This is a genomic window from Aeromicrobium sp. IC_218, assembly GCF_004336805.1.
Classification (GTDB): Bacteria; Actinomycetota; Actinomycetes; order Propionibacteriales; family Nocardioidaceae; genus Aeromicrobium.
In genome coordinates, this window is record NZ_SJXM01000001.1 from 201,178 (window position 1) to 227,437 (window position 26,260).

Annotated in this window: 29 protein-coding genes; 15 read left to right on the forward strand and 14 right to left on the reverse strand. The window is 73.2% G+C overall.

The annotated features are described in order from the left end of the window. Positions 1-38: 38 nt before the first annotated feature. Complete coding sequence (locus tag E0W78_RS00970; protein WP_131401984.1) at positions 39-878, reverse strand: sulfurtransferase; 840 nt, start codon at positions 876-878, stop codon at positions 39-41. Between the two features lie 78 nt (positions 879-956). Then, on the reverse strand, positions 957-1,118 hold the full coding sequence (locus tag E0W78_RS16365) for a GPGG-motif small membrane protein (protein ID WP_165570356.1): 162 nt from the start codon (positions 1,116-1,118) through the stop codon (positions 957-959). A 147-nt stretch (positions 1,119-1,265) separates the two neighbouring features. Here E0W78_RS16365 and E0W78_RS00975 point away from each other — a divergent pair, with 147 nt between their 5' ends. Further along, entirely contained in the window at positions 1,266-1,670 is a 405-nt protein-coding gene (locus E0W78_RS00975) for a YjbQ family protein (RefSeq protein WP_131401985.1), read from the forward strand. Here the strand turns inward: E0W78_RS00975 and E0W78_RS00980 are convergent. The 5 genes from E0W78_RS00980 to E0W78_RS01000 form a co-directional block, all read right to left on the reverse strand. Continuing rightward, positions 1,667-2,443, reverse strand: a complete 777-nt coding sequence (locus E0W78_RS00980; protein ID WP_131401986.1) for a coenzyme F420-0:L-glutamate ligase — start codon at positions 2,441-2,443, stop codon at positions 1,667-1,669. The genes E0W78_RS00975 and E0W78_RS00980 overlap by 4 nt on opposite strands. Positions 2,444-2,509: 66 nt before the next feature. After that, positions 2,510-3,052: a hypothetical protein gene (locus tag E0W78_RS00985; RefSeq protein WP_131401987.1), complete on the reverse strand. Its 543-nt coding sequence runs from the start codon at positions 3,050-3,052 to the stop codon at positions 2,510-2,512. A 10-nt stretch (positions 3,053-3,062) separates the two neighbouring features. Further along, positions 3,063-3,329, reverse strand: a complete 267-nt coding sequence (locus tag E0W78_RS00990) for a Rho termination factor N-terminal domain-containing protein (RefSeq protein ID WP_131401988.1) — start codon at positions 3,327-3,329, stop codon at positions 3,063-3,065. 63 nt (positions 3,330-3,392) lie between these two features. Beyond that, on the reverse strand, positions 3,393-4,253 hold the full coding sequence (locus tag E0W78_RS00995) for an SDR family oxidoreductase (protein WP_131401989.1): 861 nt from the start codon (positions 4,251-4,253) through the stop codon (positions 3,393-3,395). Between the two features lie 37 nt (positions 4,254-4,290). Next, positions 4,291-6,693 carry an ATP-dependent DNA ligase gene (locus E0W78_RS01000; protein WP_242686168.1) on the reverse strand — a complete coding sequence of 801 codons (2,403 nt, stop codon included), beginning with the start codon at positions 6,691-6,693 and terminating at the stop codon, positions 4,291-4,293. Between the two features lie 85 nt (positions 6,694-6,778). On the opposite strand from E0W78_RS01000, the gene E0W78_RS01005 reads away from it, so the two are divergent. Continuing rightward, on the forward strand, positions 6,779-7,801 hold the full coding sequence (locus E0W78_RS01005; protein ID WP_131401991.1) for a Ku protein: 1,023 nt from the start codon (positions 6,779-6,781) through the stop codon (positions 7,799-7,801). Here the strand turns inward: E0W78_RS01005 and E0W78_RS01010 are convergent, their stop codons facing one another. Continuing rightward, entirely contained in the window at positions 7,802-7,999 is a 198-nt protein-coding gene (locus E0W78_RS01010) for a hypothetical protein (protein WP_131401992.1), read from the reverse strand. Positions 8,000-8,133: 134 nt separating this feature from the next. Between E0W78_RS01010 and E0W78_RS01015 the strand changes: the two genes are divergently transcribed. After that, positions 8,134-8,874: a sigma-70 family RNA polymerase sigma factor gene (locus E0W78_RS01015; RefSeq protein WP_131401993.1), complete on the forward strand. Its 741-nt coding sequence runs from the start codon at positions 8,134-8,136 to the stop codon at positions 8,872-8,874. Here the strand turns inward: E0W78_RS01015 and E0W78_RS01020 are convergent. Then, on the reverse strand, positions 8,843-9,361 hold the full coding sequence (locus E0W78_RS01020; RefSeq protein WP_131401994.1) for an Lrp/AsnC family transcriptional regulator: 519 nt from the start codon (positions 9,359-9,361) through the stop codon (positions 8,843-8,845). The genes E0W78_RS01015 and E0W78_RS01020 overlap by 32 nt on opposite strands. Before the next feature lie 130 nt (positions 9,362-9,491). Here E0W78_RS01020 and E0W78_RS01025 point away from each other — a divergent pair, with 130 nt between their 5' ends. Continuing rightward, entirely contained in the window at positions 9,492-10,748 is a 1,257-nt protein-coding gene (locus E0W78_RS01025; RefSeq protein WP_131401995.1) for an FAD-dependent oxidoreductase, read from the forward strand. Between the two features lie 25 nt (positions 10,749-10,773). Here E0W78_RS01025 and E0W78_RS01030 read toward each other — a convergent pair whose 3' ends face one another. Further along, positions 10,774-11,127: a DUF3817 domain-containing protein gene (locus tag E0W78_RS01030; protein WP_242686169.1), complete on the reverse strand. Its 354-nt coding sequence runs from the start codon at positions 11,125-11,127 to the stop codon at positions 10,774-10,776. Positions 11,128-11,182: 55 nt separating this feature from the next. Between E0W78_RS01030 and E0W78_RS01035 the strand changes: the two genes are divergently transcribed. After that, positions 11,183-11,827, forward strand: a complete 645-nt coding sequence (locus E0W78_RS01035; protein WP_131401997.1) for an amino acid-binding protein — start codon at positions 11,183-11,185, stop codon at positions 11,825-11,827. Here E0W78_RS01035 and E0W78_RS01040 read toward each other — a convergent pair. Both E0W78_RS01040 and E0W78_RS01045 read right to left on the reverse strand, forming a co-directional pair. Then, positions 11,824-12,132 (reverse strand): hypothetical protein, encoded by a 309-nt coding sequence (locus E0W78_RS01040; RefSeq protein ID WP_131401998.1) that lies wholly within the window; start codon positions 12,130-12,132, stop codon positions 11,824-11,826. The genes E0W78_RS01035 and E0W78_RS01040 overlap by 4 nt on opposite strands. An 82-nt stretch (positions 12,133-12,214) precedes the next feature. Next, on the reverse strand, positions 12,215-13,108 hold the full coding sequence (locus tag E0W78_RS01045; protein WP_131401999.1) for an SDR family oxidoreductase: 894 nt from the start codon (positions 13,106-13,108) through the stop codon (positions 12,215-12,217). A gap of 119 nt (positions 13,109-13,227) precedes the next feature. Here E0W78_RS01045 and E0W78_RS01050 point away from each other — a divergent pair, with 119 nt between their 5' ends. Next, the gene (locus tag E0W78_RS01050) at positions 13,228-14,760 is read left to right on the forward strand and encodes a Re/Si-specific NAD(P)(+) transhydrogenase subunit alpha (protein WP_131402000.1); all 1,533 of its coding nucleotides are present in this window, start codon (positions 13,228-13,230) and stop codon (positions 14,758-14,760) included. Between the two features lie 6 nt (positions 14,761-14,766). Further along, complete coding sequence (gene pntB / locus E0W78_RS01055) at positions 14,767-16,173, forward strand: Re/Si-specific NAD(P)(+) transhydrogenase subunit beta (RefSeq protein ID WP_131402001.1); 1,407 nt, start codon at positions 14,767-14,769, stop codon at positions 16,171-16,173. 10 nt (positions 16,174-16,183) lie between these two features. On the opposite strand, the gene E0W78_RS01060 is transcribed toward pntB, so the two are convergent. After that, positions 16,184-17,632, reverse strand: coding sequence for an MFS transporter (locus E0W78_RS01060; RefSeq protein ID WP_242686170.1), 1,449 nt, complete (start codon positions 17,630-17,632; stop codon positions 16,184-16,186). Positions 17,633-17,769: 137 nt separating this feature from the next. On the opposite strand from E0W78_RS01060, the gene E0W78_RS16930 reads away from it, so the two are divergent. After that, entirely contained in the window at positions 17,770-17,901 is a 132-nt protein-coding gene (locus E0W78_RS16930) for a hypothetical protein (protein WP_019143876.1), read from the forward strand. Between the two features lie 28 nt (positions 17,902-17,929). Here the strand turns inward: E0W78_RS16930 and upp are convergent, their stop codons facing one another. Then, a complete protein-coding gene (gene upp, locus E0W78_RS01065; protein WP_131402002.1) occupies positions 17,930-18,568 on the reverse strand; it encodes a uracil phosphoribosyltransferase in 639 nt (212 codons plus the stop codon). 196 nt (positions 18,569-18,764) lie between these two features. Between upp and E0W78_RS01070 the strand changes: the two genes are divergently transcribed. From E0W78_RS01070 to E0W78_RS01100, 7 genes are read left to right on the forward strand one after another with little or no spacing between them, the layout of a single operon-like run. Further along, complete coding sequence (locus E0W78_RS01070) at positions 18,765-20,228, forward strand: aldehyde dehydrogenase family protein (RefSeq protein ID WP_131402003.1); 1,464 nt, start codon at positions 18,765-18,767, stop codon at positions 20,226-20,228. A 29-nt stretch (positions 20,229-20,257) separates the two neighbouring features. After that, the gene (locus tag E0W78_RS01075) at positions 20,258-21,574 is read left to right on the forward strand and encodes an ABC transporter substrate-binding protein (RefSeq protein ID WP_131402004.1); all 1,317 of its coding nucleotides are present in this window, start codon (positions 20,258-20,260) and stop codon (positions 21,572-21,574) included. Beyond that, positions 21,574-22,317, forward strand: coding sequence for an ATP-binding cassette domain-containing protein (locus E0W78_RS01080; RefSeq protein ID WP_131402005.1), 744 nt, complete (start codon positions 21,574-21,576; stop codon positions 22,315-22,317). The genes E0W78_RS01075 and E0W78_RS01080 overlap by 1 nt, the downstream gene beginning before the upstream one ends. After that, positions 22,314-23,024 (forward strand): ABC transporter ATP-binding protein, encoded by a 711-nt coding sequence (locus tag E0W78_RS01085; RefSeq protein WP_131402006.1) that lies wholly within the window; start codon positions 22,314-22,316, stop codon positions 23,022-23,024. Before E0W78_RS01080 ends, E0W78_RS01085 begins: the two co-directional genes overlap by 4 nt. After that, positions 23,025-23,888, forward strand: coding sequence for a branched-chain amino acid ABC transporter permease (locus E0W78_RS01090; RefSeq protein WP_131402007.1), 864 nt, complete (start codon positions 23,025-23,027; stop codon positions 23,886-23,888). Beyond that, a complete protein-coding gene (locus tag E0W78_RS01095; protein ID WP_131402008.1) occupies positions 23,885-24,910 on the forward strand; it encodes a branched-chain amino acid ABC transporter permease in 1,026 nt (341 codons plus the stop codon). Before E0W78_RS01090 ends, E0W78_RS01095 begins: the two co-directional genes overlap by 4 nt. Further along, on the forward strand, positions 24,907-26,220 hold the full coding sequence (locus E0W78_RS01100; protein ID WP_165570358.1) for an amidase: 1,314 nt from the start codon (positions 24,907-24,909) through the stop codon (positions 26,218-26,220). Before E0W78_RS01095 ends, E0W78_RS01100 begins: the two co-directional genes overlap by 4 nt. The last annotated feature ends 40 nt before the right edge of the window (positions 26,221-26,260 follow it).

The window sequence follows — 26,260 nt, forward strand, 5'->3', positions numbered from 1 at the left end:
CGATACACCGTTGCGTGACGGAACCAAAGTCTTCTGCGTCACGCGTCGCCGGTCTCCACCGGCCGGATCCCGGGACGTCCCCAGTCCGCCCACGACCCGTCGTAGACCCGGTACGGACGTCCGGTGAGCTCGGCCGCGAGGCCGACGACGCACGCCGTGACGCCGGAGCCGCAGCTCACGACCACCGGCACGTCGGGACCGGCGACCGCGTCGAGCGCGGCCCGCAGCGCGTCGACCGGACGCAGTCGTCCGTCGTCCAGCAGGTCGGTGAAGGGAAGGTTCACGCTGCCCGGCACGTGACCGCCGCGCAGCCCCGGCCGCGGCTCGGGGTCGCGCCCGGCGAAGCGTCCCGTGCTGCGCGCGTCGACCAGCACCGCGGCGCCGGAGTCGAGCACCGCCTGCACCCCGTCGGCGTCCACGACGACCCCGTCCGCGGCCCGGGGCACGAAGTCGCCCGGCGCGACGCTCTCCTGCGGCGCGTCCGCCGGCTCGGTGGGCAGTCCGGCGTCCAGCCAGGCGGGCAGTCCTCCGTCCAGCACCGAGACGTGCGCGTGACCCGCGGTCGTCAGCATCCAGCGCACGCGGGCGCTGGCGTAGACGCTGTGCGCGTCGTAGACGACGACGTGGTGCGCGGCGTCCACGCCGAGGTCGCGCACGGCGACGCCGAGCCGCTCGGCGTCCGGTCGCGTGTGCGGCAGGTCGGACGCCGGGTCCGAGAGGCTGCCGTCGAGGTCGGCCCGTCGGGCACCGGGGACGCGCCGGTCGGCCGGCGGCAGGGTGCCGACGACGGCCTCGAGGACGATCACGCGCGGGTCGCCGAGGTGCGCGGCGAGCCAGGTGGCGTCGACGAGGGCGGGGGAGCGGTCGGTCGGGCTCATCGGGCCACCCTAGGGCGCGCCCACGACGTGCGAGAGCCCCCGTCCCGGTGGGACGAGGGCTCTCGAGAGCGCTGGGGACTAGGCCCTGGCGCCTCCACGGTTGAAGATGCTCCAACCACCGGGGCCCACGGCGAGGCCGACGATGATGAGCACGATGCCGAGCAGGATGCTGCCCTGGATCAGGGTGATGATGCCCCAGATCACGAGGATGACAGCGGCGATCCACAACAGGAATCCCATGATGGTGACCTCTCTTCTGCCGCTCCGTTGCGACGAGTCGACTCTGGCAGCGTCCGGAGGGGTCCGCACCTCGAGATCGGGGGTTGACGGGTGAGGGTTCTCTTAGCCAGGCGTGCCGAGGCCGTCCGGACGCGGCACGATCGAGGCATGCGCAGCGAGACCTTCGACCTGACCACCGGCGGCTCGGCCGTCGTCCGCGACGTCACCGACCGATGCGCGGCGTTCGTCCGCGACGAGGCGGACGGGCTGCTCCACGTGTTCGTGCCGCACGCGACGGCGGGCCTGGCCATCATCGAGACCGGGGCCGGCAGCGACGACGACACGCTGACCGCGCTGGACGACCTGCTGCCGCGCGACAGCCGCTGGATCCACCAGCACGGCACGCCCGGTCACGGCCGCGACCACGTCGTCCCCGCGTTCCTGTCCCCGTCGCTCACCGTGCCCGTGCTCGGCGGGCGCCTCGCGCTGGGCACCTGGCAGTCGGTGTGCGTCGTCGACACGAACGTCGACAACCCCGAGCGGCAGGTGCGGCTCAGCTTCCTGGCCGGCTAGCGCCCCTCGCCGTCGCGCTCGGCCCGCCCGTCGGCCAGCCCCTGGGCGTACGCCTCGTCCGAGCCCAGGCGGAACATGTCGCGCTCGGCGTCGCGGACGAGCGCCGCCGCGCCGGGTCCGTCGTCCTCGGTGACGTGCCGGGCGAGCCCGCGGACGACGGCGACCGGGCACTGGCTGGCCTTGCCCATCACCAGCTCCGCCGCACCCGCGACCTGGTCGGCGACGGCGGTCTGGGTGACGTGCAGCTCGCGGCCGTGGGCGTCGCGGGTGCCGGCGAGGTCGAGCACGGGCACGAGCCCGGCGACCCCGAGCGCGACGTCGGTCTGGCCCACGCGCCACGGACGTCCGAAGGTGTCGGTGACGACCACCGCGACCCGGACGCCGAGCCGGTCCTGCAGCGCCGCGCGCAGGGCGCGGGCAGACGCGTCGGGGTCGAGCGGCAGGAGCAGCACGGTGCCCTCGGGGGTGTTGCTGGCGTCCACGCCCGCGGCGGCCATGACGAAGCCCTGCCGGTTCTGCACGATGCGGGTCACCCCGCCGGGGTGCTCGCGCCGGGCGACGACCCGGACGGTCTCGGCGGTGATTGCGTCCTCGCGGTCGTCGGCCGCGACGACGCGGCCCTCGGCCTTCGAGACCACCTTGCTGGAGACCGCGACGACGTCGCCGTCGCGCAGCGTCGGGCCGGCCGCCTCGGCCACGAGCGCGGCCAGGTCGTCACCGGGGGAGACCTCGGGGATGCCGCGCAGCGGCCAGATCGTCAGGGCGTCGTCCACGCCCCCAGCATGCCGAGGACCCCGTGGCCGGTGCCACGGGGTCCTCGGTCGAGCGTCGTCGAGCGACTACTTCTCGTTGATCTTCAGCTCGCTGGTGAGCGCGTCGTCGAGCGCGCCGTTGCCGGTCTGGCCGTTGGTGCTGGCCGAGGCGGGCGGGACGGTGGCGCCCGTGCCGGTCGGGGCCGGAGCCGGCGGCGGCACCGGGGCGCCGGCCGAGCGACGCTTCAGCACGACGAAGGCGCCGGCGGCGGCGCCACCGAGCAGGGCGAACAGCGCGACGGTGCGCTTGCCGCCCTTCTTCTTCGGCGGCTGGCTGATCGAGTCGGGCAGACGCTCGCCGACCGAGTCGGGCAGCTTGGCCACCAGCTCGGGCAGACGGCGCTGGGCCTCGGCCGCGAGCGCCGCGGCCTGGGCCTTGGCCTTCGGGCCGTGCTCGGAGGCCAGGTCGGTCGCGTGGTCGCGGACGTGCTTGGCCTGCTCGATCGCGTCGTCGCGCCAGCCCGGCGCGGACTCGACCACGGCGTCCTTCACGTCGACGAGCTGCGTGCGCAGCCCGCTCAGGCTGTCCTCGAGCTTGTCCTTCGTGGTCTTCTTCCTGAACACACCCATGGGGTTCCTCTCAGTGGTCGCGCAGTGCCTTGATCAGCTCGGACTTCTTCTTGCTCGAGTAGTTGCCGAGCCCGAGCTCCTTGGCCCGCTTGCGCAGCTCGTCGACGGTCCAGTCCTCGTAGGAGCCGGACTGTCCGCCCTTGCTGCCGACGGACTCGGTGCCCTGCTTGGCGGCGGCGTTGGAGATGCGTGCCGCCTTCTCCTTGCTCGCGCCGTCGTCCCGGAGCGACTCATACATCTCCGGGTTCTTCAGGCTGTTCTCGCGGTTGCTGGGCATCGTCGTACCTTCCTACACCTCCGAGCACGGGGTGGCACCCCGAGCACGGCGACTTCTCAGGTTCTAGAAGACGGGCTTGCCGCCGGTGACGCCGAGGACGGTGCCCGACACGTAGCTGGCGTCGCGGTCGGAGGCCAGGAAGACGAACGCCGGGGCCACCTCGGCCGGTTGGCCCGGACGTCCCAGGGGCGTGTCCTGGCCGAACTTCTCGATCTTCTCCGGCGGCTGCGTCGCCGGCTGGAGCGGCGTCCAGATCGGGCCGGGCGCGACGGCGTTGACGCGGATGCCGCGCGGGCCGAGCTCGCTGGCCAGGTTGACCGTGATGTTGTTGATCGCGGCCTTGGTGGCGGCGTAGTCGAGCAGGGCCTCGCTGGGGTCGTAAGCCTGGATCGACGTGTTGTTGATGATCGAGCCGCCCTCGGGCAGGTGTCGCGACGCCGCGCGGGTCAGCCAGAACAGCGCGTAGAGGTTCGTCTTGAGCGTGCGGTCGAGGCGCTCGTCGCTCATCTCGTCCAGGCCGCCCTCGCGCGGCATCTGGTAGCCGGCGTTGTTGACCAGGACGTCCAGGCCGCCGAGCGCGGCGATCGTGTCGCGCACGACGCGGTCGCACTCGTCGCGCTCGCGCAGGTCGACCTCGATCGCCACGGCCTTGCGGCCGGCCGCCTCGACGACGGCGCACGTGGACTCGGCGTCGTCCTTCTCCTCGGGCAGGTGGGTGATCGCCACGTCGGCGCCCTCGCGGGCGTACGCGATCGCGACCGCGCGGCCGATGCCTGAGTCGCCGCCGGTGATGAGGGCGCGCTTGCCCTCGAGCTTGCCGGAGCCGACGTAGGAGCGCTCGCCGTGGTCGGGCACGGGGTTCATGTCCTGCGTGCGGCCCGGGGGCTCCTGCTGCTGTGCGGGGTAGGTCGTCTCGTCGCTCATGCCCGGGAGGTTCCCCCTGACGGCGGGGGCGAAACACCTACTCGGGGCGGACGTCCTCGGGCGTCTTGTCCGGGCGCAGGCCCCGCCAGGCGGGATGCCGCAGGCTGCCGTCGGCCGTCCACTCGGTGAAGGTCACCTCGCCGACGAGCCGGGGCGTGACCCAGTGGGCGTCCTTGGCGGCGTCGCGCGGGACGTCCACGAAGGGGGACGTCTTGCGCTCGAGCCGGTTCAGCCGGCGCAGCAGGTCCTCCAGCACCTGCTCGCTGAACCCGGTGCCGACCCGGCCCGCGTAGTGCAGGCCGTCCTCACCTGGGATGCCCAGCAGCAGCGAGCCGATCGTGCCGCTGCGCGCCCCGTTGCCCGGCCGCCATCCGCCGACCACCACCTCCTGCATCCGCTGGTGCTTGAGCTTGAGCCAGGCGTCGGAACGCCTGCCGGGGCGGTAGCGGCTGTCGGCGACCTTGGCCACGACGCCCTCGAGGCCGAGCCGGTGGGACTCCTCGACCGCCTGCTCCAGGTCGCCGGCGAACGCCTCTGGCACCTGGACGACGTCGCCGTCGGGCACGAGCTCGCGCAGGAGCTCGCGCCGGGCGGTGTACGGCTGGTCGGTCACGTCCTGCCCGTCCGCCCGCAGGACGTCGAAGACCTCGTACCGCAGGTCGACCCCGCCCGAGCCGGCGTTCTGCAGCAGCCCGAACCGGGGGACGCCCTTCTCGTCCAGCGCGACGACCTCGCCGTCCAGCACGGTGGCGGGCAGGTCGAGGGCGGCCAGCGCGTCGGCGACGACCGGGTAGTTGCCGGTGTAGTCCTTGCCGTTGCGGCTGGTGAGGCGCACGGCGTCCCCGTCGACCGAGGCCACGATGCGGTAGCCGTCCCACTTCATCTCGAAGGCCCACTCGTGGTCGTCGTCGACGGCGCCGGGCTTGGCCAGCGTCGCCAGCATGGGCGCGACCGTGGGCGGCGGGGTGCCGCGACGTCCGGCGCGGGCCCCGCCCTTCGGCGCGTCGGCGTGCGACGGGCGTCCGGACCTCCGGCGAACGGACTCCGGCTGGTCCTTCATGAGGTGGATGAGCCACTGGTCCTTCTTGCCCGAGCGGCCGGTGCGGATGAGCGCGTAGCGCCGCGTGCCGCCGATGCCGCCCGGCTTGGTGCCGGTCAGGACGGCGATGACCTCGTCGTCGCGCCACTTCTCCAGCTCGTAGGTGCCGGTGTCCCAGATGGTCACCTCGCCGCCGCCGTACTCGGCGGCCGGGATGGAGCCCTCGAACGTCCCGTACTCCATCGGGTGGTCCTCGGTCTGCACCGCGAGGTGGTTCTGCTTCACGTCCGTCGGGACGCCCTTGGGCAGCGCCCACGAGACGAGCACGCCGTCGTGCTCGAGCCGGAAGTCCCAGTGCAGGCGGCTCGCGTGGTGCTCCTGGACGACGAAGGACAGCTCGCCGGTGGCCGAGCCGGGCATCGCCTCGCCCTCGCCGGGCACCGGCTCGGGGGTGCGGGCGGCGTCCCGCTTGGAGCGGTAGACGTCGAGCTTGTCCGACCCCGACGGTGCCGCCTCGCCGTAGATGCCGGCCATCGGGTCGTCGCGCTCGCGCATGCGCTCGAGCACCTCGTCGAACGTCAGGTGGCGCAGCTCGGGGTCGTCGAGCTCGTCCCACGCCCGCGGCACCGCGACGGTGGGGTGCAGGCGTCCGCGCAGGGAGTACGGCGCGATCGTCGTCTTCGCCGCGTTGTTCTGGCTCCAGTCGACCAGCACCTTGCCGCCGCGCAGCGACTTCTTCATCGAGCTGACCACGAGGTCGGGCAGCTCGGACTCCAGCGCGAGCGCCATCTGGTGGGCGAACTCGCGGACGTAGTCCGAGTCGTGCTCGCCGTCCAGGCCGGCGTAGAGGTGGATGCCCTTGCTGCCGCTGGTGACCGGGAAGGCGTCCAGCCCGACGTCGGACAGGATCGCCCGCGCGTGCTTGGCCACCTCGACGCACTCGGGCAGCCCGGCGCCCGGACCCGGGTCGAGGTCGACCACGAGCCGGTCGGGGTTCAGCGCCACGCCCTGCGCGTCGACCCGCCACTGCGGGACGTGGATCTCGAGCGCGGCGACCTGCGCCGTCCAGGCCAGGTCGGCCTCGCTGGCGAGCACCGGGTACTCGCTCACGCGCTTCTTGTGCTCGATGGTCACGCGGCGGATCCAGTCCGGTGCGGAGTCGGGCAGGTTCTTCTCGAAGAACACCTCGCCGGGCGCGTCGTCGGTGCCCACGCCGTTGACCCACCGCTTGCGCGTCGCGACCCGGTCGGCCACGTGCGGCAGCAGGTACGGGGCGATCTCGACGTAGTAGGCGATGACGTCCGCCTTGGTGGTGCCGGTCGCGGGGTACAGCACCTTGTCGGGGTTCGTCAGGCGCAGGTGGCGGCCCGCGATGCTGACGGTCTGCTTCGTCTCGGCCACGGGCCGAGTGTGACGCGCCGGCCCTCGAGTCGCCACTGCATGCCCGGACACGCCACACTCGGTGCAAGCCGAGGGAAGGATGGCCATGCGGTCGATCTGGAAGGGCGCGATCAGCTTCGGGCTCGTCAACGTCCCCGTGCGCGTCTACAGCGCCACGCAGAGCCACGACGTCTCGCTGCACCAGGTGCACTCCGCCGACGGCGGGCGCATCCGGTACCAGCGCCGCTGCGAGATCTGCGGCAAGGTCGTGAAGTTCGAGGACATCGACAAGGCCTACGACGACGGCAACCGCACCGTCGTCCTCACCGACGAGGACTTCGCCAGCCTGCCCGCCGAGCAGAGCCGCGAGATCGACGTCGTCGAGTTCGTCCCCGACGACCAGATCGACCCGCTGCACTACGACAAGGCGTACTACCTGGAGCCGGACGAGAAGGCGCTCAAGGCGTACTCGCTGCTGCGCCAGGCGCTGGAGGAGACCGACCGCACCGCGATCGTCACGTTCGCGCTGCGCCAGAAGACCCGGCTGGCCGCGCTGCGGGTGCGCGGCGACGTGCTCGTGCTGCAGACGCTGCTGTGGCAGGACGAGGTGCGCGAGGCCGAGTTCGACGTGCTGCAGGGCTCGCCCAAGGTGAGCCCCAAGGAGCGTGACATGGCCGCCCAGCTCGTGGAGTCGATGGCCGCCGACTTCGACCCGGGCGAGTTCGAGGACGACTACCAGGTGCAGCTGCGCCAGCTCGTCGACGCCAAGCTCGAGCAGGGCGACAGCCTCGACACCGACGCCACCTTCGGCGAGCAGCCCGAGGAGTCCGGCGGCGCCGACGTCGTCGACCTCATGGAGGCGCTCAAGCGCAGCGTCGACCGACGGTCGGCGGCCAAGCGCGGCGGCTCCTCGTCGTCCTCGGACGAGGACGACGAGAAGCCGGCGCGGAAGACGTCGACCCGCAAGACCGCGGCCACGAAGTCCGCGAGCGCGGAGAAGAAGGCACCGGCCAAGAAGACCGCGGCGAAGAAGACCGCCGCGAAGAAGGCACCGGCCAAGAAGACGGCCGCCAAGAAGACCGCCGCCAAGAAGACGTCCAGCACGCGCCGGACGGCGAAGGGCGCCTAGCTACTCGGCGACGACCCAGGACGCGACGTTCGTCCAGCTCGAGCCGTCCTGGCGCTCGAGGTGGTGCGGACGCGTGCCGCGGCTGGGTCCGCCTTCCAGCACCCACCCGGTGAACCACTGGTCAGCCTGCTCGTCGCGGGCGTGCTCGGTGGTGGCCTCCACGGCCTGCTTGTCGTCGATGATCCGGTACTGGGGCACCCGCGGATCATGCTCCTCAGGTCCCCCTCCCGCAAGCCCATCCGCTTCGTGTTGCCCGGGTCTTTGCCCCGTGCGACGGTGGCGAGGAGGGCCCGTTCCGTGGCCCCGAGGACCGTGCTGGGGGGCATCCGACGATGGTCGACGACACCGAGATCCGCGAGCTTCTGCACCAGGCGCGCACCGCGTCCGACCTCGGGCGGCGCCGCCGCGCCGAGAACGAGGTGGTCGAGCGTCATCTCGGCCTGGCCCGCTCGCTGGCCGCCCGCTACGCGAACCGCGGCCAGGACATCGAGGACCTGCGCCAGGTGGCCCAGCTCGGGCTGGTGAAGGCGGTCCGGCGATTCGACCCCGAGCGCGGCGACTTCGTCGGCTACGCCGTCCCGACCATCCTCGGCGAGATCAAGCGTTACTTCCGCGACGAGGGCTGGACGATCCGCCCGCCGCGACGCATCCAGGAGATGCTGCCCGACATCGTCGAGGCCACCGCCCGCTTCCAGCAGCAGGACGCGCACGAGCCCACCACCGCCGAGATCGCGGCCGACCTCGGCGTGCCCGAGGCCGAGGTGCGCGAGGCGCTCACCGCCCGGTCGGGCTTCGCGCCGGTCTCGCTCGACGAGCGCGACAGCGACCCGGTCGACTCCACGCACGAGGCCTACGAGATGATCGAGTCCCTCGTCACGCTGTCGCCGGCCTGCCGCGACCTGTCGCCGCGCGACCGCAAGCTGCTGTGGCTGCGCTTCTTCTGCGAGATGAGCCAGCAGCAGATCGCCGACGAGCTCGGGGTGTCGCAGATGCAGGTCTCGCGCCTGCTGCGCCGCCTGCTCGACGACCTGCGGACCGCCGTCACCGTCCCGAACGCGCCGAAGGCGGCGTGACCGGGTCCGTCCCGGCGGCCCCGCCGCGGACGTGCTCGAAGATCAGGTGGGTCTCGGTGCTCGCCACCACCGGACGTCCGCTCACGTCCTCGACCAGCACCTTGCGCAGCGCCTCGGTGTCCGACGTCGCGACGTGCATGAGGAAGTCGTACGACCCGGAGACGAAGTAGACGTTCAGCACCTCGGGCAGCTGGGCGACGCTGCGGGCGAAGGTCTGCAGCGCGCCGCGCGCGTCGGGCCGCAGCCGGACGGCGATCATCGCCTGCACCGGACGGCCGAGCCAGGCCGGGTCGACCTCGGCGTGCACCCCGCGGATCGCCCCGATCTCGCGCAGCCGACGCACCCGGTTCAGGCAGGTCGACGGTGCGATGCCGGCCTGCTCGGCGAGCAGGTTGTTGGGCGTGCGTCCGTCGGCCTGCAGCAGCGACAGCAGGTGCAGGTCGACCTCGTCCAGGCGGGGGCGAACATCGTTCGGCGGCAGGGGCACGGTCGCTCGTCTCGGTCGAAGCATCATCACTGGTCGGCCTGATCGGTGAAGATCATGCGGTCGTAACCCGCATGACACGTCCGAGTATTCATCCTGGGACCTCTGGAGTCACGCGTCACGGAGGAGCGTCATGCCGCACAGCAGCCCGCGCAGGGTGGTCGTCGTCGGAGCCGGGATGGTCGGGCTGGCCACGGCCTGGCACCTGCAGGAGGAGGGCGTCGAGGTCACCGTGCTCGATCGCCAGGGCGTCGCGGCGGGCTCGTCGTGGGGGAACGCCGGCTGGCTGGCTCCCGCGCTGACGCTGCCGCTCAACGACCCGGCCATCCTCGCGTCCGGCATGCGCTCGATGCTCAAGTCGTCGTCGCCGGTCTACGTGCCCCCGACCGCCGACCCGCGTCTCGTGCGCTTCCTGGTCGGGTTCGTCCGGCACTGCACGCCCGGTCGCTGGCGCGCGGCCATGGAGGTCTTCAACCGGGTCAACGCGCACGCCCTGGACGCCTTCGCCCAGCTCGACGTGGCCGAGGCGACGAAGCCGGCCGAGCCGTTCCTGGCCGGCTTCGCCTCCGAGTCCGACCGTCAGGTGCTGGAGACCGAGTTCGAGCACGTCCGGGAGTGGGGCGGCACGACCGACTACGAGCTGCTCACCGAGGACGAGATCAAGAAGCTCGAGCCGACGCTCGGCGCCGGCGTCACGCACGGCATCGCACTGCACGGCCAGCGCTTCATCAACCCGGGCCGCTACGTCCACGCGCTCGCCGATGCCGTGGTGGCGCGCGGCGCCACGTTGCGCACCGACGTCGTGGTCGAGCGGGTCGACGACACCGGCGCCGCGGCACGCGTCGTCGCCGCGGGTGGCGAGACGTTCGAGACCGACCACGTGGTCGTCGCGACCGGCGCCTGGCTCGGCGGCTTGGTGCGTCCGCACGGCGTGAAGGCGATCGTGCAGGCCGGACGCGGCTACAGCTTCACCGTGCAGCCCGAGGTCATGCCGACCAACCCGGTCTACTTCCCGATCCAGCGCGTGGCCTGCACCCCGCTGGGCACCCCGGACGCGCCCGCCGGGTTCCGCGTCGCGGGGATGATGGAGTTCCGCAAGCCCGACGCCGCGCTCGACCCGCGCCGCATCCAGGCCATCGTCGACGCCGCCCGTCCGATGCTCACCGGTGTCGACTGGGAGGCGCGCACCGACGAGTGGGTGGGCTCGCGTCCCTGCACGGTCGACGGCCTGCCGCTGATCGGACGCACGCGCTCGCCCCGGGTCTCGGTCAACGGCGGCCACGGCATGTGGGGCATCGCGCTCGGCCCGCTGTCGGGCCGGCTGCTCGCCCGCGACATCACCGGCCGCGAGACCGAGCCGGTGCTCGCGTCCTTCGACCCGCTGCGCTGAGCGGCCTGGGGAGTGACCGGCCGCGTCAGGCGGCGACGGGGGCGTCGGCGCGGCGCTGCAGCAGGCCCTTGGCGTCCGCCTTGCGCTCGAAGACGATGCTCACGAACGGCGGGATCGCCGAGAGGCCGGCCAGCACCGCGACCTTGAACGACCAGCGGAACTGGCGCCAGGCGACCAGGCACATGACGGCGTAGGCGACGAAGACCGCGCCGTGGACCGCGCCCATGACCGGGACGCCGCCCTCGATGCCGCTGTGCGGGTCCTCCTGCACGACCCACTTGAAGAACATGGCGACCAGCAGGCCGCCCCACGAGAAGGCCTCGGCGATCGCGACGACGCGGAAGGCGGTGCGGGTACGGGACGGGGCTGACGCGCTCACGCCGCTACCGTAGCGGCGACATACAACCGAAACCCGGTCAGGGGATGATGGCGCCATGGCCTTCCTGCTGCGCGTGGAGCTCCCGGACGTCCCCGGCTCGCTCGGCATGCTCGCGAGCGCGCTGGGTGCTGCGGGAGCGGACATCGAGGCGCTCGAGATCGTCGAGCACCGGCCCGACGGCACGGCGCTGGACGACGTCCTGTGCGAGCTGCCGCCGCAGATCATGCCCGACGCGCTGGTGACGGCCTGCCACGAGCTCGAGGGCGTCCGCGTCCACTGGATCTCGCGCTACAACGCCGGCGCGAGCCTGTCGCTGGACCTCGAGGCGATCGAGCGCTTCACCGAGGACCCCGACGTCGCGCTCGCCCGCCTGGTCGAGGTGCTGCCCGACACGTTCCGCGTCGACTGGGCGATGATCGTCCACCACCGCGACGGCCGGCTCGAGGTCCGCGAGGAGTCCCCGTCCGCCCCCGAGCTCGTCCCCGCGTGCGAGGAGTGGCTCGGGGTCGCGGCGGCCACCCTGCTGCCGGACGTCCCGGCGTGGGACTCCACGGTGCTGGCCGGCGCCCCGGGCAAGGACCGCTCGGGCCGCCCGTTCGTCCTCGTGGTGGGACGGCACGGCGGCCCGGCGATCCTGCCCTCGGAGCTGGCGCGGCTCAACCACATGGTGTCGCTCGCCGCCTCCGTGCAGTCGGTCTAGACGGCGTCGGGGGAGCGGCGGCGCGCCTTCACGAGCGCGACCACGCCGGTGCCGACGCCGGCCACGACGAGCACGAGCCCGGCGATGTTGTCCCAGCGCGGGCCGGAGGCCCAGTCGTTGTACTCGTTGGCGCTCTCGATCGTCACCGGGCAGTCGTCCTGGTCGCCGTCGGCGTAGCCGGACGACGGGGCGCCGTCGGGGGCGCAGACGAGATCGGGCTCGCCCGGGGTCGGCATGACCATGAGCACCACCCCCAGCACGACCATGACGGCGGCTGCTGCGAGCAGGACCTTGGACTTCTTCATGCGCCCTCCTTGGCACGACGACTTCGGCACGCGGACGCTATCGGTGCGCGCAGCAACCTGCATGCCGAAGCCGGAGGGACGCTCAGGAGGTGGCGGTCCCGCGGCCGGTCGGCACGTGGTTGCTGTGCTGGCGGCCCAGGGCCTCGACCTCGCGCTCCATCTGCGGCACGAGCGGCCCCACGACGCGGCGCAGGTACGGCCAGGCCGCCTTGGAGGTGACGAACGCCTTGCTCCAGGCGGCGGCGGCGACCTTGCCCGGCACGTACACGCGGGTCTTGCGCCGGGCCATGCCGCGCAGGATCAGCTGGACCGCCAGGTCGACGTCGGCGGTGCCGTTCGCCGGCCACGGCATGCGCTGACGAGCCTGCTTGAACGACGGCAGGTCGTCCTCGGCGCCCCGGACGATGTCGGTGTCGACCCAGCCCGGGTGGCACGAGCCGACGGTGATGCCGAGATGGGCGACCTCCTGGCGGGTCGCGACGGCCAGGTTCTCGGCCCCGGCCTTGCTGGCGGTGTAGGCGCCGAGCCCCGCAGCCGGGGTGAACGCGGCGAGCGAGGAGACGACCAGGGCGTAGCCGCGGGTGCGCTCCAGGTGGGGGATGGCGTGCTTGAGGGTGCGGAAGACGCCGTTGAGGTTGATGTCGACGACGCGCTCGAACGTGGCGTCCTCGGTCTGCCGCACGGTGCCGTACGAGGCGATGCCGGCGTTGGCCAGCACGTGGTCGAGCCGGCCGAAGTGCGTGGCGGCGGCGTCGATCGCCGCCTTCAGCGACGCGCTGTCGCGGACGTCGGCCTCCCACCACGCGGCGGCGGGGCCGAGCTCGTCGGCGAGCGCGGCGAGGCGGTCGGGCTCGAGGCCGACGAGCGCCACGCGTCCGCCGCGCTCGACGTAGCCGCGGGCCACGCCGGCGCCGATGCCGCGGGCCGCGCCGGTGACCAGCGCGACCTGTCCGTCGAAGCGTTCGGTTGCAGTCATGAGGGCACCGTACCCGTGACATCGTGAATGTGCCACTACCGATGTCACATGGGTCCCGCCCGTCGGACGGGTGGTCCAGGTCACAGAGGACGGCCCTGCGCAACGGCTACGGTCACCCCATGTTGATCGCGGTCGTCGCAGAGACGAGTCCCGGCGAGACCAGGGTCGCGGGCACGCCCGCGACGGTCCGCCAGCTCATCGCGCTCGGATACGAGGTCGTCGTCGAGGCCGGGGCCGGCCGCCACGCCGACTTCCCCGACGAGGCCTACGCCGAGGCGGGGGCCGAGGTCGTCGACGCCCAGCAGGCCTGGGCCGCCGACGTGGTGCTCAAGGTCGTCGCGCCCAGCGAGGCCGAGATCGCCCGCATGTCGGAGCGGGCGACGGTCGTGGGCATCTTCGCCCCGGCGCAGAACCCCGAGCTGGTCGAGGCGCTGTCGCGCCGGCCGATCACCGCGCTGGCCATGGACGCGGTGCCGCGCATCTCGCGGGCCCAGTCCATGGACGTGCTCAGCTCGATGGCCAACATCGCCGGCTACCGCGCCATCGTCGAGGCGGCGCACGAGTTCGGACGCTTCTTCACCGGCCAGGTGACCGCCGCGGGCAAGGTGCCGCCGGCCACCGTGCTGGTCGCCGGTGCCGGCGTCGCCGGCCTGGCGGCGATCGGTGCGGCCAGCAGCCTCGGCGCCGTCGTCCGCGCCACCGACCCGCGTCCCGAGGTCGCCGACCAGGTGCGCTCGATCGGCGGCGAGTACCTCGCCGTGGAGGTCGAGGAGCAGATGGAGAGCAGCGACGGGTACGCCAAGGCCACCAGCGAGGCCTACGACCGCCGGGCCGCGGAGATCTACTCCGAGCAGGCCCGCGAGGTCGACATCGTCATCACCACCGCGCTCATCCCCGGACGTCCCGCGCCGCGCCTGCTGACCGCCGCGGACGTGGCCAGCATGAAGCCCGGCAGCGTGGTCGTCGACATGGCGGCCGCGCAGGGCGGCAACGTCGAGGGCAGCGTCGCCGGCCAGAAGATCGTCACGGAGAACGGCGTGACGATCCTGGGCTACACCGACCTGGCCGGACGCCTGCCCGCCCAGGCGTCCCAGCTGTACGGCACCAACCTGGTGAACCTGCTCAAGCTGCTGACCCCCGAGAAGGACGGCCGCCTCGTGCTGGACCTCGAGGACGTCGTGCAGCGCTCGATCACCGTCGTGCACGAGGGCGACACGCTCTGGCCGCCCCCGCCGGTGCAGGTCTCGGCCGCGCCGGCCGCGCAGCCCGTCGCCACGCCCGAGCCAGCCCCGGCCAAGCAGCCGATGGCCGCGTCGACGAAGCTCGGCCTGGCCGTCGCCGGACTGGTCGCGTACTTCCTCGTCGTCGCCGCGGCGCCGGACCCGCTGCCGCAGCACTTCACCGTCTTCATGCTGGCCGTCGTCATCGGCTACTACGTCATCGGCAAGGTGCACCACGCGCTGCACACGCCGCTCATGAGCGTCACCAACGCCATCAGCGGCATCATCGTCGTCGGCGCCATGCTCCAGCTGGTCGACGACGACGCCGTGATCCGCACCCTCGCGTTCGCGGCCGTGCTCCTGGCCAGCATCAACGTCTTCGGCGGCTTCGCCGTGACCCGACGCATGCTCAGCATGTTCTCGAAAGGCTGACCGCCCGTGGACGTCTTCAGTCTCGCCACCGCGGCCTACGTCGTCGCCGCGCTCCTGTTCATCCTCAGCCTCGCCGGGCTGAGCAAGCACGAGACCGCCCGCGGCGGCCTGTCGTTCGGGATCGCCGGCATGGCGCTCGCGCTCGTCGCGACGTTCATGGTCGTCGTCGACGTGTCGGCCGACCGCGACGAGGTGCTGCCGGTCCTGCTGCTGCTCGTGGCCGTCGTGGCCGGCGCCGCGATCGGCCTGTGGCGCGCGCGCATCGTCGAGATGACGCAGATGCCCGAGCTCATCGCGCTGCTGCACAGCTTCGTCGGCCTGGCCGCGGTGCTCGTGGGCTGGAACGCGTACCTGGAGTACCGGGACCGCCACTGGAGTCTGGGCGACCTGGCGGGCGTCCACGACGCGGAGGTGTTCATCGGCGTCTTCATCGGCGCGGTGACGTTCACCGGCTCGATCGTGGCGTTCCTCAAGCTGTCGGGACGGATGAAGTCGAGCCCGCTCATGCTGCCGGGCAAGAACTACCTCAACCTCGGCGCGCTCGGCCTGTTCGTGCTGCTGACCATCTGGTTCGTGGCCGACCCGCACCTGTGGCTGCTCGTGCTGGTGACGCTGCTGGCGCTCGCGCTCGGCTGGCACCTGGTGGCGTCCATCGGCGGCGGCGACATGCCCGTGGTCGTGTCGATGCTCAACAGCTACTCGGGCTGGGCCGCGGCGGCGTCGGGCTTCCTGCTCAACAACGACCTGCTGATCGTCACCGGCGCGCTCGTCGGCTCCTCGGGCGCCTACCTGAGCTACATCATGTGCCAGGCGATGAACCGCTCGTTCATCTCGGTCATCGCCGGTGGCTTCGGCATCGAGGCCGGCCCGGCGTCCGACACCGACTACGGCGACCACCGCGAGGTCGACGCCGCCGACACCGCCGAGCTGCTCAAGAACGCGCGGTCGGTCGTCATCACCCCCGGCTACGGCATGGCCGTCGCCCAGGCGCAGTACCCCGTCGCCGACCTGGTGCGGAAGCTGCGCGAGCGCGGCGTGGACGTCCGCTTCGGCATCCACCCGGTCGCCGGACGCCTGCCCGGGCACATGAACGTGCTGCTCGCCGAGGCCAAGGTGCCCTACGACATCGTGCTGGAGATGGACGAGGTCAACGACGACCTGGCCGACACGTCCGTCGTGCTGGTCATCGGCGCCAACGACACGGTGAACCCGGCGGCGGCCGAGGACCCGTCCAGCCCGATCGCCGGCATGCCGGTGCTGCGGGTCTGGGAGGCCGAGAACGTCGTGGTGTTCAAGCGCTCGATGGCCGCGGGCTACGCGGGCGTGCAGAACCCGCTGTTCTTCCGCGACAACACCCAGATGCTGTTCGGCGACGCCAAGGAGCGGGTCGAGGACATCCTGCGCGCCCTCTGACCCCCGAGGGTCAGGCGGCGACCGGCGTCCGCCGGGCGGTGCGCCAGGCGACGACCGCGGCGGCGAGCGCCAGCGACAGGACGGCCAGGGCGGTCGCCAGCGCGGTGCGGAAGCCGGCGTCGCCACCCTGGTCGGCCGCGACGACCTGGTAGACGGTCATGAGCAGCGCGGCGCCGATCGACGAGCCGATGCGCTGTCCGGTCTGCAGGGCGCCGCCGGCCGCGCCGCCCATGCGCGGCGGCACCTCGCTCAGCGTGAGCGTGATGTTGGGACTGACGACGGCGCCGCCGCCCAGCCCGGCCAGGAACAGGAACGGGGCGAACGCCCAGGCCAGCTCGGGAGTCGTGCGTCCGGGCCCGATCGCGGCCGCAGCGGCCACGGCGGCCATCATCGCCGCGATGGCGACGACCGTGAGCGGACGTCCGACGCGGTTCACGAACCGTCCGGCCAGCGGCGACGAGATCGCCGAGCCGGCGGCGAACGGAGTGAGCAGGAGGCCGGCGTGCAGCGCGCTGACGTCGCGCGAGTCCTGCAGCCAGACCGATGCCGTCAGGAAGACGCCGGTGAAGCCGGTGAAGTACAGCGTGCCGATGAGCATCCCGCTGCCGTAGCCCGGCAGTCGGCGCAGCAGGTCGAGGTCGAGGAGCGGCGAGTGGCCGCGGCGGACGAGGCGGCGCTCCCAGCGGCCGAAGGCGTAAGCGAACAGCGGCACCCCGACGAGCAGGACGAGCGGCAGCCGGCGTCCGGCCTCGATGCTCACCAGCGGGTACAGCAGGCACAGCACGCTGAGGCCCAGCAGCACGGCCCCGGCGACGTCGATGCGGTCGGGGGACGCGCCGTCGTCGGGCGGCGGCACCAGCCGGGCGACTGCGACCATGGCGACCAGCCCGATCGGGACGTTGATGAGGAACAGCAGGCGCCAGCCGAGCTCGGGCCCCGCGGCGGCGATGATGAGGCCGCCCAGCAGCGGTCCGGCGGCCGAGGCGATCGACACGGTGAGCCCGAAGTAGCCGAACGCGCGGCCGCGCTCGGAGCCGGAGAACAGCTCCTGGATGAGGCCCGAGCTCTGCGGCGTCAGCAGCCCGGCGGCGGCGCCCTGCAGGAGCCGGGCGACGATGACCAGCTCGGCGGTGGGGGCGAGGCCGACCGCCGCGCTCGAGAGCACGAACCCGACGAGCCCGCCGAGCATGAGCCGGCGACGTCCGTACGCGTCGCCGAGGCGTCCGCCGGCGACCAGGGTCAGGCCGAACGCGAGCGCGTAGCCCGAGACGACCCACTGCACCGTGGACGCGGAGGAGTCCAGGCCCTCCTGGATCGAGGGGATGGCGACGTTGACGATCGTGACGTCCAGCAGCGACATGAAGCCGACCACCAGGGTCACCGCCAGGATGCGCCAGCGGCGGGGGTCGGGGGTCTCGGCGGTGCAGGGCACGCCGGTGTCGAGGGCCTCGTCGCTCACCCCCACACTCTGTCGCCCTCGCCCAAGCGCCGCACGGCGGCCCAGGGACGTCCAGCAGGCGTCACGTCCCTGCGCCGGGACCGGCGCTGCCCTAGGCTGGCCGCGCGGAGGGAGCCGTTCGAGACCAGGGAGTCCCGATGGACAAGGACCAGTACGACCGCCCCGAGGGCGATGACGAGGTCTGGGGCCGCGGCATCGGCCTGCTGATCGGCGCGATCGCGATCGTCGTCATCTTCTGGGTCATCTTCAACACCGACGTGCTCGGCTGACCCGCGCCGGCCGCCTGGACGGCGAGCGTCAGACGACGCCGTACAGGCGGTCGCCCGCGTCGCCCAGGCCCGGCACGATGTAGCCGTTCTCGTCGAGGCGCTCGTCCAGGCCGGCCGTCACCAGCGTGACCGGCACGCCGACGTCGGCCAGGTCGCGCTCGACGCGCGCCACGCCCTCGGGCGCCGCCAGCAGGCACACCGCCGTGATGTGGTCGGCGCCGCGCTTCACCAGGAAGTCGATGGCCGCCGCGAGCGTGCCGCCGGTGGCCAGCATCGGGTCGAGCACGTAGCACTGGCGCCCGGCCAGGTCGTCGGGCAGGCGCTCGGCGTAGGTGTCGGCCTCGAGCGTCTCCTCGTTGCGGATCATGCCCAGGAACCCGACCTCGGCGGTCGGCAGCAGGCGCTGCATGCCCTCGAGCATGCCCAGGCCCGCGCGCAGGATCGGGACGACGAGCGGACGCGGCGACGTGAGCCGCACGCCGGTGGCCGTGGCGACGGGCGTCTGCACGTCGACCGGCTCGACGCGCACGTCGCGGGTCGCCTCGTACGCCAGCAGGGTCACGAGCTCCTCGGCGAGCCTGCGGAACGTGGGGGAGTCGGTCTCGCGGTCGCGCAGCACGGTGAGCTTGTGCGAGATCAACGGGTGGTCGGCGACGTGGACGTGCATGCGTCGAGCCTAGCGGTGACGGGCGTCCCCCGGCGCCGCGGCAGGACGCGCCCGCCGGCGTGACGGGGGTCACGGACTTGGACGTCCGTGCGAGGGCCCCGGGGGTCGGCTTGGACGTCCGTGCAGCAGCGCGTCCGCCCCCTCGTCGCGTGCCTAGATTCCGGCTCGACGCACACCGACGAGCAGGAGCGACACCGTGACATTCCTCGACCGGGCCCCGTGGCAGGGGCGGATCTTCGTGGACGGCGACTGGCGTCCGGGTGCCGGCGGCACGGTGCCCGTCGTCGAGCCGGCGACCGGCGCCGAGCTGGCCCAGGCCGGTCTCGCGAGCCCCGACGACGTCCGGGACGCGGCACGCTCGGCGCACGAGGCCCAGCGGGCCTGGGCCGCGCTGCCCCACCCGGCCCGGGCCGCGGTGCTGCGACGGGCCGGCGACCTGTTCGCCGAGCACGCGGCCGAGCTGTCCGGCTGGAACGTCCGCGAGGTCGGCGCCGTGCCGATGATGGCCGGCTTCTCGCTGCACGTCGCCGCCGAGGAGTGCTGGGCCGCGGCTGCGCTGCCGTCCGCCCCGCAGGGCGAGGTGCTGGCCAGCGAGGACGACCGGCTGTCGTTCTCGCGCCGCCTGCCCGCGGGCGTCGTCGGCGTCATCTCCCCGTTCAACGTGCCGCTGATCCTGAGCATCCGGTCCGTGGCCCCCGCCCTCGCGCTCGGCAACGCGGTGCTGCTCAAGCCGGACCCCCGCACCGTCGTCACCGGCGGCGTGCTCATCGCCCGGGTGCTCGCCGAGGCCGGCCTGCCCGCCGGGCTGCTGCAGCTCGTGCCGGGCGGCGCGGACGTCGGGCAGGCGATCGTCGAGGACCCGCACGTGCGCGTCGTCTCCTTCACCGGCTCGACCGCGGCCGGCCGGGCGGTCGGCGCGACCGCCGCCGAGCACCTGACGCGCGCCCACCTCGAGCTCGGCGGCAACTCCGCGCTCGTCGTGCTCGAGGACGCCGACGTCGCCGAGGCCGTCGAGCAGGCCGCGTGGGGCTCGTTCTTCCACCAGGGCCAGGTCTGCATGACCGTCGGCCGTCACCTGGTGCACGAGAGCGTCCACGACGAGTTCGTCAGCCGGCTCGCGGCCAAGGCCGAGACGCTGGTCGTCGGCGACCCGACGAGCGAGGGCGTCGCCCTCGGCCCGGTCATCGACGCCGGCCAGCGCGACCGCATCCACGCCCTGGTCGAGGAGAGCGAGCGCCGCGGCGCGAAGGTGCACGCGGGCGGCTGGTTCGACGAGCTCTTCTACCGACCCACCGTGCTCGGCGACGTGCCGCACGACGCCCCGGCGTTCGCCGAGGAGGTCTTCGGACCGGTCGCCGCGGTGGTCCCGTTCCGCGACGACGACGAGGCGGTCGCGATCGCGGCGGCCAGCGAGTACGGCCTCGCCCTGGGCATCGTCACCCGCGACGTCATGCGCGGGCTCGCGCTCGCCGAGCGCATCCCCACCGGCATCGTCCACGTCAACGACCAGACCGTGAACGACGAGGCGAACGCCCCGTTCGGCGGCGTCCGTGCCTCCGGCACCGGGGCGCGGTTCGGCGGCGCCACCGCCAACGTCGAGGCCTTCACCGAGACCCGGTGGATCACCGTGCGGCGCACCCCGCCCGCCCGTCAGCTCTGACCGTCCCTCCGACCCCTGCAGGAGCAGCCATGTCCCCCACGTCCTCCAGCTCGTCCTCCGGCGTCGACCGCCGGCGCTTCCTCCAGCTCGCCGGCCTCGGCGCGGCCGCCGTCGGCGGCGGCACGCTGCTCAGCGCGTGCGGCGGCCTCAAGGGCTCCAGCGCGTCCGACGCGGACGTGCTGAAGATCGGCCTCGTCACCCCCAAGACCGGGGCGCTCGCCAGCTTCGCCACGTCCGACGCGTTCGTCGTCGAGCAGGTGCGCGAGGCGATGCGCGGCGGGCTCAAGGCGGGTGGGAAGAAGCGCACGATCGAGATCGTGGTGAAGGACACCCAGTCCAGCCCCACGCGCGCCACCGAGGTCACCAAGCAGCTCATCACCCGCGACAAGGTCGACCTGGTCGTCGCCTCCGGCACGCCCGACACCACGAACCCCGTGGCCGACCAGTGCGAGGCGGCCGGCGTCCCGAACGTCACGACCATCGCCCCGTGGGAGGCGTGGTTCCACGGCCGCGGCGGGAAGTCCGGCGAGGGCTTCCAGTACACGACGATGTTCTTCTTCGGCATGCAGCAGTTCGCCGACTGCTTCTTCCCGATGTGGGACCGCATCGGCGCCTCGTCGCAGGAGGTCGCCGCGCTGTGGCCCGACGACACCGACGCCAACGCCTTCCGCAACGGCCTCGGGCCGCTCATGAAGGACGCCGGTTACAACCCGGTCGACGGCGGCAAGTACCAGGACGGCACGACGGACTTCAGCGCCCAGATCAACACGTTCAAGCGGTCGGGTGCCGAGCTGTTCACCACGACGCCCATCCCGCCGGACTTCCAGACCTTCTGGAAGCAGGCGCAGCAGCAGGACTTCCGCCCGCGCCTGGCCACCGTGGCCAAGGTGATGCTGTTCCCGGCCGAGGCGGACGCCCTGGGACGCCTGTCGAACAACATCGCCACCGACTGCTGGTGGAGCTCGTCGCACCCGTACGAGTCCAGCATCGACGGCACCAGCGCGAAGGACCTCGCCGCGGCGTTCTCGCAGAGCACGGGCAAGCAGTGGACGCAGGCCCTGGGCTCGGTCTACTCGCTGTTCGAGATCGCGATCGAGGCGTTCAAGCAGGCCGACGACCCCAAGGACAAGGACGACGTCGCCGCGAAGCTGCGGAGCATGTCGTACCGCGGCATGAGCGGGCCGCTGGACTTCACGAAGGGCCCCGAGCCGGGCATCGCGATCCAGCACCCGGTCGGCGTCCAGTGGCGCCCGGGCAAGGAGTTCGACTGGGAGGTCGTCGTCGTCGACAACACCCCCAACCCCGACGTGCCGGTCGGCGGCGACCTCGAGCCGACGAACGCCTGATGGCCGACGCCCTGCTGCGGCTCGAGGGCCTCAGCAAGAAGTTCGGCCAGGTCGTCGTCGCCGACGGGCTGGACCTCGAGGTCGGTCCGCACGAGGCGCTGGGCATCGTGGGGCCGAACGGCGCCGGCAAGTCGTCGCTGTTCGCGATGACCGGCGGCGACCTGGCCCCGGACGCGGGCCGGGTCGTGCTGGACGGCCGGGACGTCACGCGCACGTCCGTGCACCAGCGCACCCGCGCCGGTCTCGGGCGGACGTACCAGGTGCCGCGGCCCTTCGGAGGCATGACGACGTTCGCGACCACGCTGCTCGCGGCGACCGAGGGGGCCGGTGCGCGGGGGGACGAGGCGCTGAGCCTCGCGCACGACGCGCTGAAGCGCTGCGGGCTGGCCCACCTGGCCAACACCCGCGGCGACGCGCTGTCGCTGCTGCAGCGCAAGCGGCTCGAGGTGGCGCGCGCCCTGGCCAGCCGGCCGCGGGTCCTGCTGCTCGACGAGGTCGCCGGCGGGCTCACCGAGCCCGAGGTGGCCGAGCTGGTCGAGCTGGTCCGCGCGGTGCACGCCGACGGCGTCGCCGTGGTCTGGATCGAGCACGTCGTCCACGCCCTGCTGGCGACGGTCGACCGGCTGGCCTGCCTGGCCGGCGGGCGTCTGGTCGCCGACGGCGACCCCGAGCAGGTGCTGCGCGACCCGGTGGTCCGGGAGATCTACCTGGGCCAGGACCCGTCCGAGGAGGGAGCCGCATGAGCGCGGTGCTGCAGGTGCACGACCTGGACGTCCACCACGGCCAGCTGCGGGCCGTGAGCGGGCTGGACCTCGAGCTCGACGCGGGCGGGAAGGTCGCCGTCATCGGCGCGAACGGCGCGGGCAAGACGACGCTGCTGCGCTGCCTGGCCGGCGCCCTGCCCGCGTCCTCGGGCCGGGTGCTGCTGGACGGCGAGGACGTCACGGAGCTCCCGGCGCACCGCCGGGTGCGCCGCGGGGTCGCGCTCGTGCCCGAGGGCCGCCGGCTCTTCCCCTCGCTCACCGTGGAGGAGAACCTGCTCACCGGGCGCAACGCCGGCCGGTCGGGGTCGTGGGACCTCGCCGCCGTCTACGAGCTGTTCGACTGGATGCCCGAGCGGCGTCGCCAGCCGTCCGGGTCGCTGTCCGGCGGCCAGCAGCAGGCCGTGGCCATCGGCCGCGCACTCATGACCAACCCCCGCGTGCTCATGCTCGACGAGCTCTCGCTGGGCCTCGCGCCCGTCGTCGTCCGCCGCATCTACGAGACCCTGCCGCGCATCGTCGCGGAGGGCTGCGCCGTCCTGCTCGTCGAGCAGGACGTGTCCCAGGCGATGGCCGTCGCCGATCACGTGCACTGCCTCCTGGAAGGACGCACCACCTTGGCCGGACCACCGTCCCAGCTCGACCGCGCCGCGGTCGAGGCCGCCTACTTCGGACTCGCGGAGGCCTAGATGGACGTCGTCAACGCTCTCGCCCAGGGGCTGCTGCTGGGCGGCCTCTACGCCCTGTTCGCCTGCGGCCTGTCGGTCGTGTTCGGCGTCATGCGCATCGTCAACCTCGCCCACGGCGACCTGGCGATCGTCGCGGCGTTCTGCGCGTTCGTGACGCTGAGCGCCACGTCGCTGCCGCTGTGGCTCGTCGCGGTCGTCACCGTGCCGGTGTTCAGCGTGGTCGGCTACCTGACGCAGCGGCTGCTGCTGCAGCGCAGCCTGCAGTCCGGCCCGCTCGCCACGCTGCTGGTGACGTTCGGCCTGTCCGTCGTCATCCAGAACCTGCTGCTCGAGCTGTTCTCGGCCGACACCCGCACGCTGGACGCCGGCTCGTTCGCGACGTCCGCCCTCGAGGTCGGCGACGTGTCGCTGTCGTACGTGGGCATCACGGGGCTGGTGCTGGCCGTCGGGTCGATCGTCGCGATCCAGCTGTTCCTGAGCCGGACGTCCAGCGGCCGCATCATGCGCGCCACCTCCGACGACCCGCAGACCGCGGCGCTCGTCGGTGCCGACGCCCGCCGGGTCTACGGCATCGCGTCGGCGATCGCGTTCGCCACCGTGGCGATGGCCGGCATCGTCATGGCTATCCGCTCGTCGTTCGACCCGTCGCTCGGCCCGGCCCAGCTGCTGTTCGCGTTCGAGGCCGTGGTCATCGGCGGCCTGGGGTCGCTGTGGGGGACGCTGCTCGGCGGCCTGGCCCTCGGTGTCGTCCAGAGCCTCGTCGCGGTCGCCGACCCGTCCAGCTCGGTGCTGGCCGGCCACCTGCTGTTCCTGCTCGTGCTCGCGTTCCGCCCGCAGGGCCTCGTCCCGGCGAGGGCCTCGTGAGTGCCGGGGTGCCGGCGGTCAGCCGGTCCGGCCGCTCGACCCGGCCCACCTCCGTGGTCGGCGCCGTGCTGCTGCTCGTGCTCGTCGCCCTGCCGTTCCTGGTCTACGAGGACGTCACGAGCTCGCTGGTCTCGCTGTTCGTGCTGATCGTCATCGCCAGCATGTGGAACCTGCTCGCCGGCTTCGGCGGACTGGTGTCGGTCGGCCAGCAGGCGTTCATCGGCGTCGGGGCGTACACGGTCGTGGCGCTGGCGGACGCCGGGGTGCCCCCGTACCTGGGCGTCCTCATGGCGGCGGTGACCGCCGCGGCCCTGGCCCTGCCGACCTCGTTCCTGGCCTTCCGCCTGCGCGGCGACTACTTCGCCGTCGGCACCTGGGTGATCGCCGAGGTCTACCGACTCGTGCTGGTCAAGATCGACTCGCTCGGCGGCCCCAGCGGTCGCTCGCTGACCGGCATGAACGACGTCGACGCCACCATGCGGGCCGCGTTCACCTACTGGCTGGCGCTCGGCGTGGCGGTGGTGTCGGTGGCGACCTGCTTCTGGCTCCTGCGCGGACGCATCGGGCTCGCCCTGACCGCCGTGCGCGACGACGAGGTCGCGGCCCGGGCGAGCGGCGTGGACGTCACCCGGGCCAAGCGGGTCATGTACCTCGTCTCGGCGGCCGGCTGCGGCGCGGCCGGTGGCGTGCTCGTGGTCGACGCGCTGAGCGTCCAGCCGAACGCCATCTTCAGCGTCCAGTGGTCGGCGTCGATGATCTTCATCGTCGTGATCGGCGGCATCGGCTACCTCGAGGGACCGATCGTCGGGGCGATCGTCTACTTCCTGCTCCAGCAGGTGCTGGCCGACGCCGGCTCCTGGTACCTGGTGCTGCTGGGCTGCGTGGCGATCCTGGTCGCGACGCGACTGCCGCGTGGGCTGTGGGGCACCGTGCACGACCGCTGGGGCCTCTCGCTCTTCCCGGTCGACTACCGGGTGACCCGCGCTCCGGCGGCCGAGCCGTGTCCGGCGGTGCGCACGTGAGCGACCTGGTCGACCTCGACCTGGTCGCGGCGGCGGCCGCCCTGGAGCGCGGCGACGTGGGGGCGGTCGAGCTCACCGAGGCCTACCTGGCGCAGGTCGAGCGGACCGAGCCCAGGGTGCACGCCTGGACGACGGTGGACGCCGACGGGGCGCTCGCCCAGGCCCGGGCTGCGCAGGCCGCGCTGAGCCGGGGTGAACGTCGTGGCCCGCTGCACGGCATCCCGGTCGGGGTGAAGGACCTCGTCGACACCGCCGGCCTGCGGACGACGTACGGCAGCCCGCGCTTCGAGCGCCACGTGCCGTCGCGCGACGCCGCCGTCGTGGAGCGGTTGCGCGCGTGCGGGGCGGTGGTGCTGGGCAAGCAGGCGACGCACGAGCTCGCCTGGGGCGGTCGCACCGACAGCGCGCACTTCGGGCCCACCCGCAACCCGCACGACGCCGACCGGGTGCCGGGCGGCTCGTCCGGGGGCGGGGCGGCGTCCGTCGTCGTCCGCAGCTGCCTGCTGGCGATCGGCACCGACACCGCCGGCAGCGCTCGCATCCCCGCCGCGCTCAGCGGGTGCGTGGGCTACAAGCCGTCCCGCGACTGGCTGCCGATGACCGGCGTCATGCCGCTGGCGGCGTCGCTCGACCACGTCGGCCTGCTCGGGCGCACCGTGGCCGACGTCTCCGTGGCGCGCGCCGCGCTGCTCGGGGGGCGGGGGACCGGGACCGCCGGCCCCCCGCTCGGGCGCGTCGCGCTCGTGGACGACGCGGACGCCTGGGACCCGGCCGTCGCCGAGGGCGTGGAGCGTGCCGCGAGGGTGCTGGCCGACGCGGGGCTGGACGTCCGCCGCGTGACGCCGGAGCCGCCGGCCGCCGAGCGGGCCATGGCGGTGCTGACCCGTGTCCGCCGGGAGGCCGAGCGGGTCCACCGGGACGCGTACGCGCGCGAGCCGGGCGGCTTCGGTGCCGACGTCGCCGCGCTCATGGACCTCGGGCCGGTCACGGACGCCGAGGCGGCCCGGGCGGACGCGGTCGCGGCACGCGCCGTCGCCTGGGTGGCGGACGTCTGGCGCGACGCCGACGTCCTGCTCGGCGCCACCGTGCCGGTCACCGCGCCGCGCATCGGCGAGCACGAGGTCGAGCTGGCCGGACGCCGGTGGCCGGTCGAGCCGGTGCTGACCCGCGAGACCTCGATCGCCAACGTCCTGGGCGCCCCGTCGGTGAGCGTGCCGGTGCCGCGCGACGGGCTGCCGGTCGGCGTCCAGCTCGTGGCGCGCCCGGGCGCCGAGGACGTGCTGGAGGGCGTCGCGAGCCGGCTCGGCTGAGCGTTCCGCCCGCACGGATGTCCAAGTCCGGACACGGGCG

What these genes read in the sequence shown, in the direction of transcription:
- E0W78_RS00970 (WP_131401984.1), bottom strand. Translation starts at nt 878, where the DNA reads ATGAGCCCGACCGACCGCTCCCCCGCCCTCGTCGACGCCACCTGGCTC.
- E0W78_RS16365 (WP_165570356.1), bottom strand. Translation starts at nt 1,118, where the DNA reads ATGGGATTCCTGTTGTGGATCGCCGCTGTCATCCTCGTGATCTGGGGC.
- E0W78_RS00975 (WP_131401985.1), top strand. Translation starts at nt 1,266, where the DNA reads ATGCGCAGCGAGACCTTCGACCTGACCACCGGCGGCTCGGCCGTCGTC.
- E0W78_RS00985 (WP_131401987.1), bottom strand. Translation starts at nt 3,052, where the DNA reads ATGGGTGTGTTCAGGAAGAAGACCACGAAGGACAAGCTCGAGGACAGC.
- E0W78_RS00990 (WP_131401988.1), bottom strand. Translation starts at nt 3,329, where the DNA reads ATGCCCAGCAACCGCGAGAACAGCCTGAAGAACCCGGAGATGTATGAG.
- E0W78_RS00995 (WP_131401989.1), bottom strand. Translation starts at nt 4,253, where the DNA reads ATGAGCGACGAGACGACCTACCCCGCACAGCAGCAGGAGCCCCCGGGC.
- E0W78_RS01005 (WP_131401991.1), top strand. Translation starts at nt 6,779, where the DNA reads ATGCGGTCGATCTGGAAGGGCGCGATCAGCTTCGGGCTCGTCAACGTC.
- E0W78_RS01015 (WP_131401993.1), top strand. Translation starts at nt 8,134, where the DNA reads ATGGTCGACGACACCGAGATCCGCGAGCTTCTGCACCAGGCGCGCACC.
- E0W78_RS01025 (WP_131401995.1), top strand. Translation starts at nt 9,492, where the DNA reads ATGCCGCACAGCAGCCCGCGCAGGGTGGTCGTCGTCGGAGCCGGGATG.
- E0W78_RS01035 (WP_131401997.1), top strand. Translation starts at nt 11,183, where the DNA reads ATGGCCTTCCTGCTGCGCGTGGAGCTCCCGGACGTCCCCGGCTCGCTC.
- E0W78_RS01040 (WP_131401998.1), bottom strand. Translation starts at nt 12,132, where the DNA reads ATGAAGAAGTCCAAGGTCCTGCTCGCAGCAGCCGCCGTCATGGTCGTG.
- E0W78_RS01045 (WP_131401999.1), bottom strand. Translation starts at nt 13,108, where the DNA reads ATGACTGCAACCGAACGCTTCGACGGACAGGTCGCGCTGGTCACCGGC.
- E0W78_RS01050 (WP_131402000.1), top strand. Translation starts at nt 13,228, where the DNA reads ATGTTGATCGCGGTCGTCGCAGAGACGAGTCCCGGCGAGACCAGGGTC.
- E0W78_RS16930 (WP_019143876.1), top strand. Translation starts at nt 17,770, where the DNA reads ATGGACAAGGACCAGTACGACCGCCCCGAGGGCGATGACGAGGTCTGG.
- upp (WP_131402002.1), bottom strand. Translation starts at nt 18,568, where the DNA reads ATGCACGTCCACGTCGCCGACCACCCGTTGATCTCGCACAAGCTCACC.
- E0W78_RS01075 (WP_131402004.1), top strand. Translation starts at nt 20,258, where the DNA reads ATGTCCCCCACGTCCTCCAGCTCGTCCTCCGGCGTCGACCGCCGGCGC.
- E0W78_RS01080 (WP_131402005.1), top strand. Translation starts at nt 21,574, where the DNA reads ATGGCCGACGCCCTGCTGCGGCTCGAGGGCCTCAGCAAGAAGTTCGGC.
- E0W78_RS01085 (WP_131402006.1), top strand. Translation starts at nt 22,314, where the DNA reads ATGAGCGCGGTGCTGCAGGTGCACGACCTGGACGTCCACCACGGCCAG.
- E0W78_RS01090 (WP_131402007.1), top strand. Translation starts at nt 23,025, where the DNA reads ATGGACGTCGTCAACGCTCTCGCCCAGGGGCTGCTGCTGGGCGGCCTC.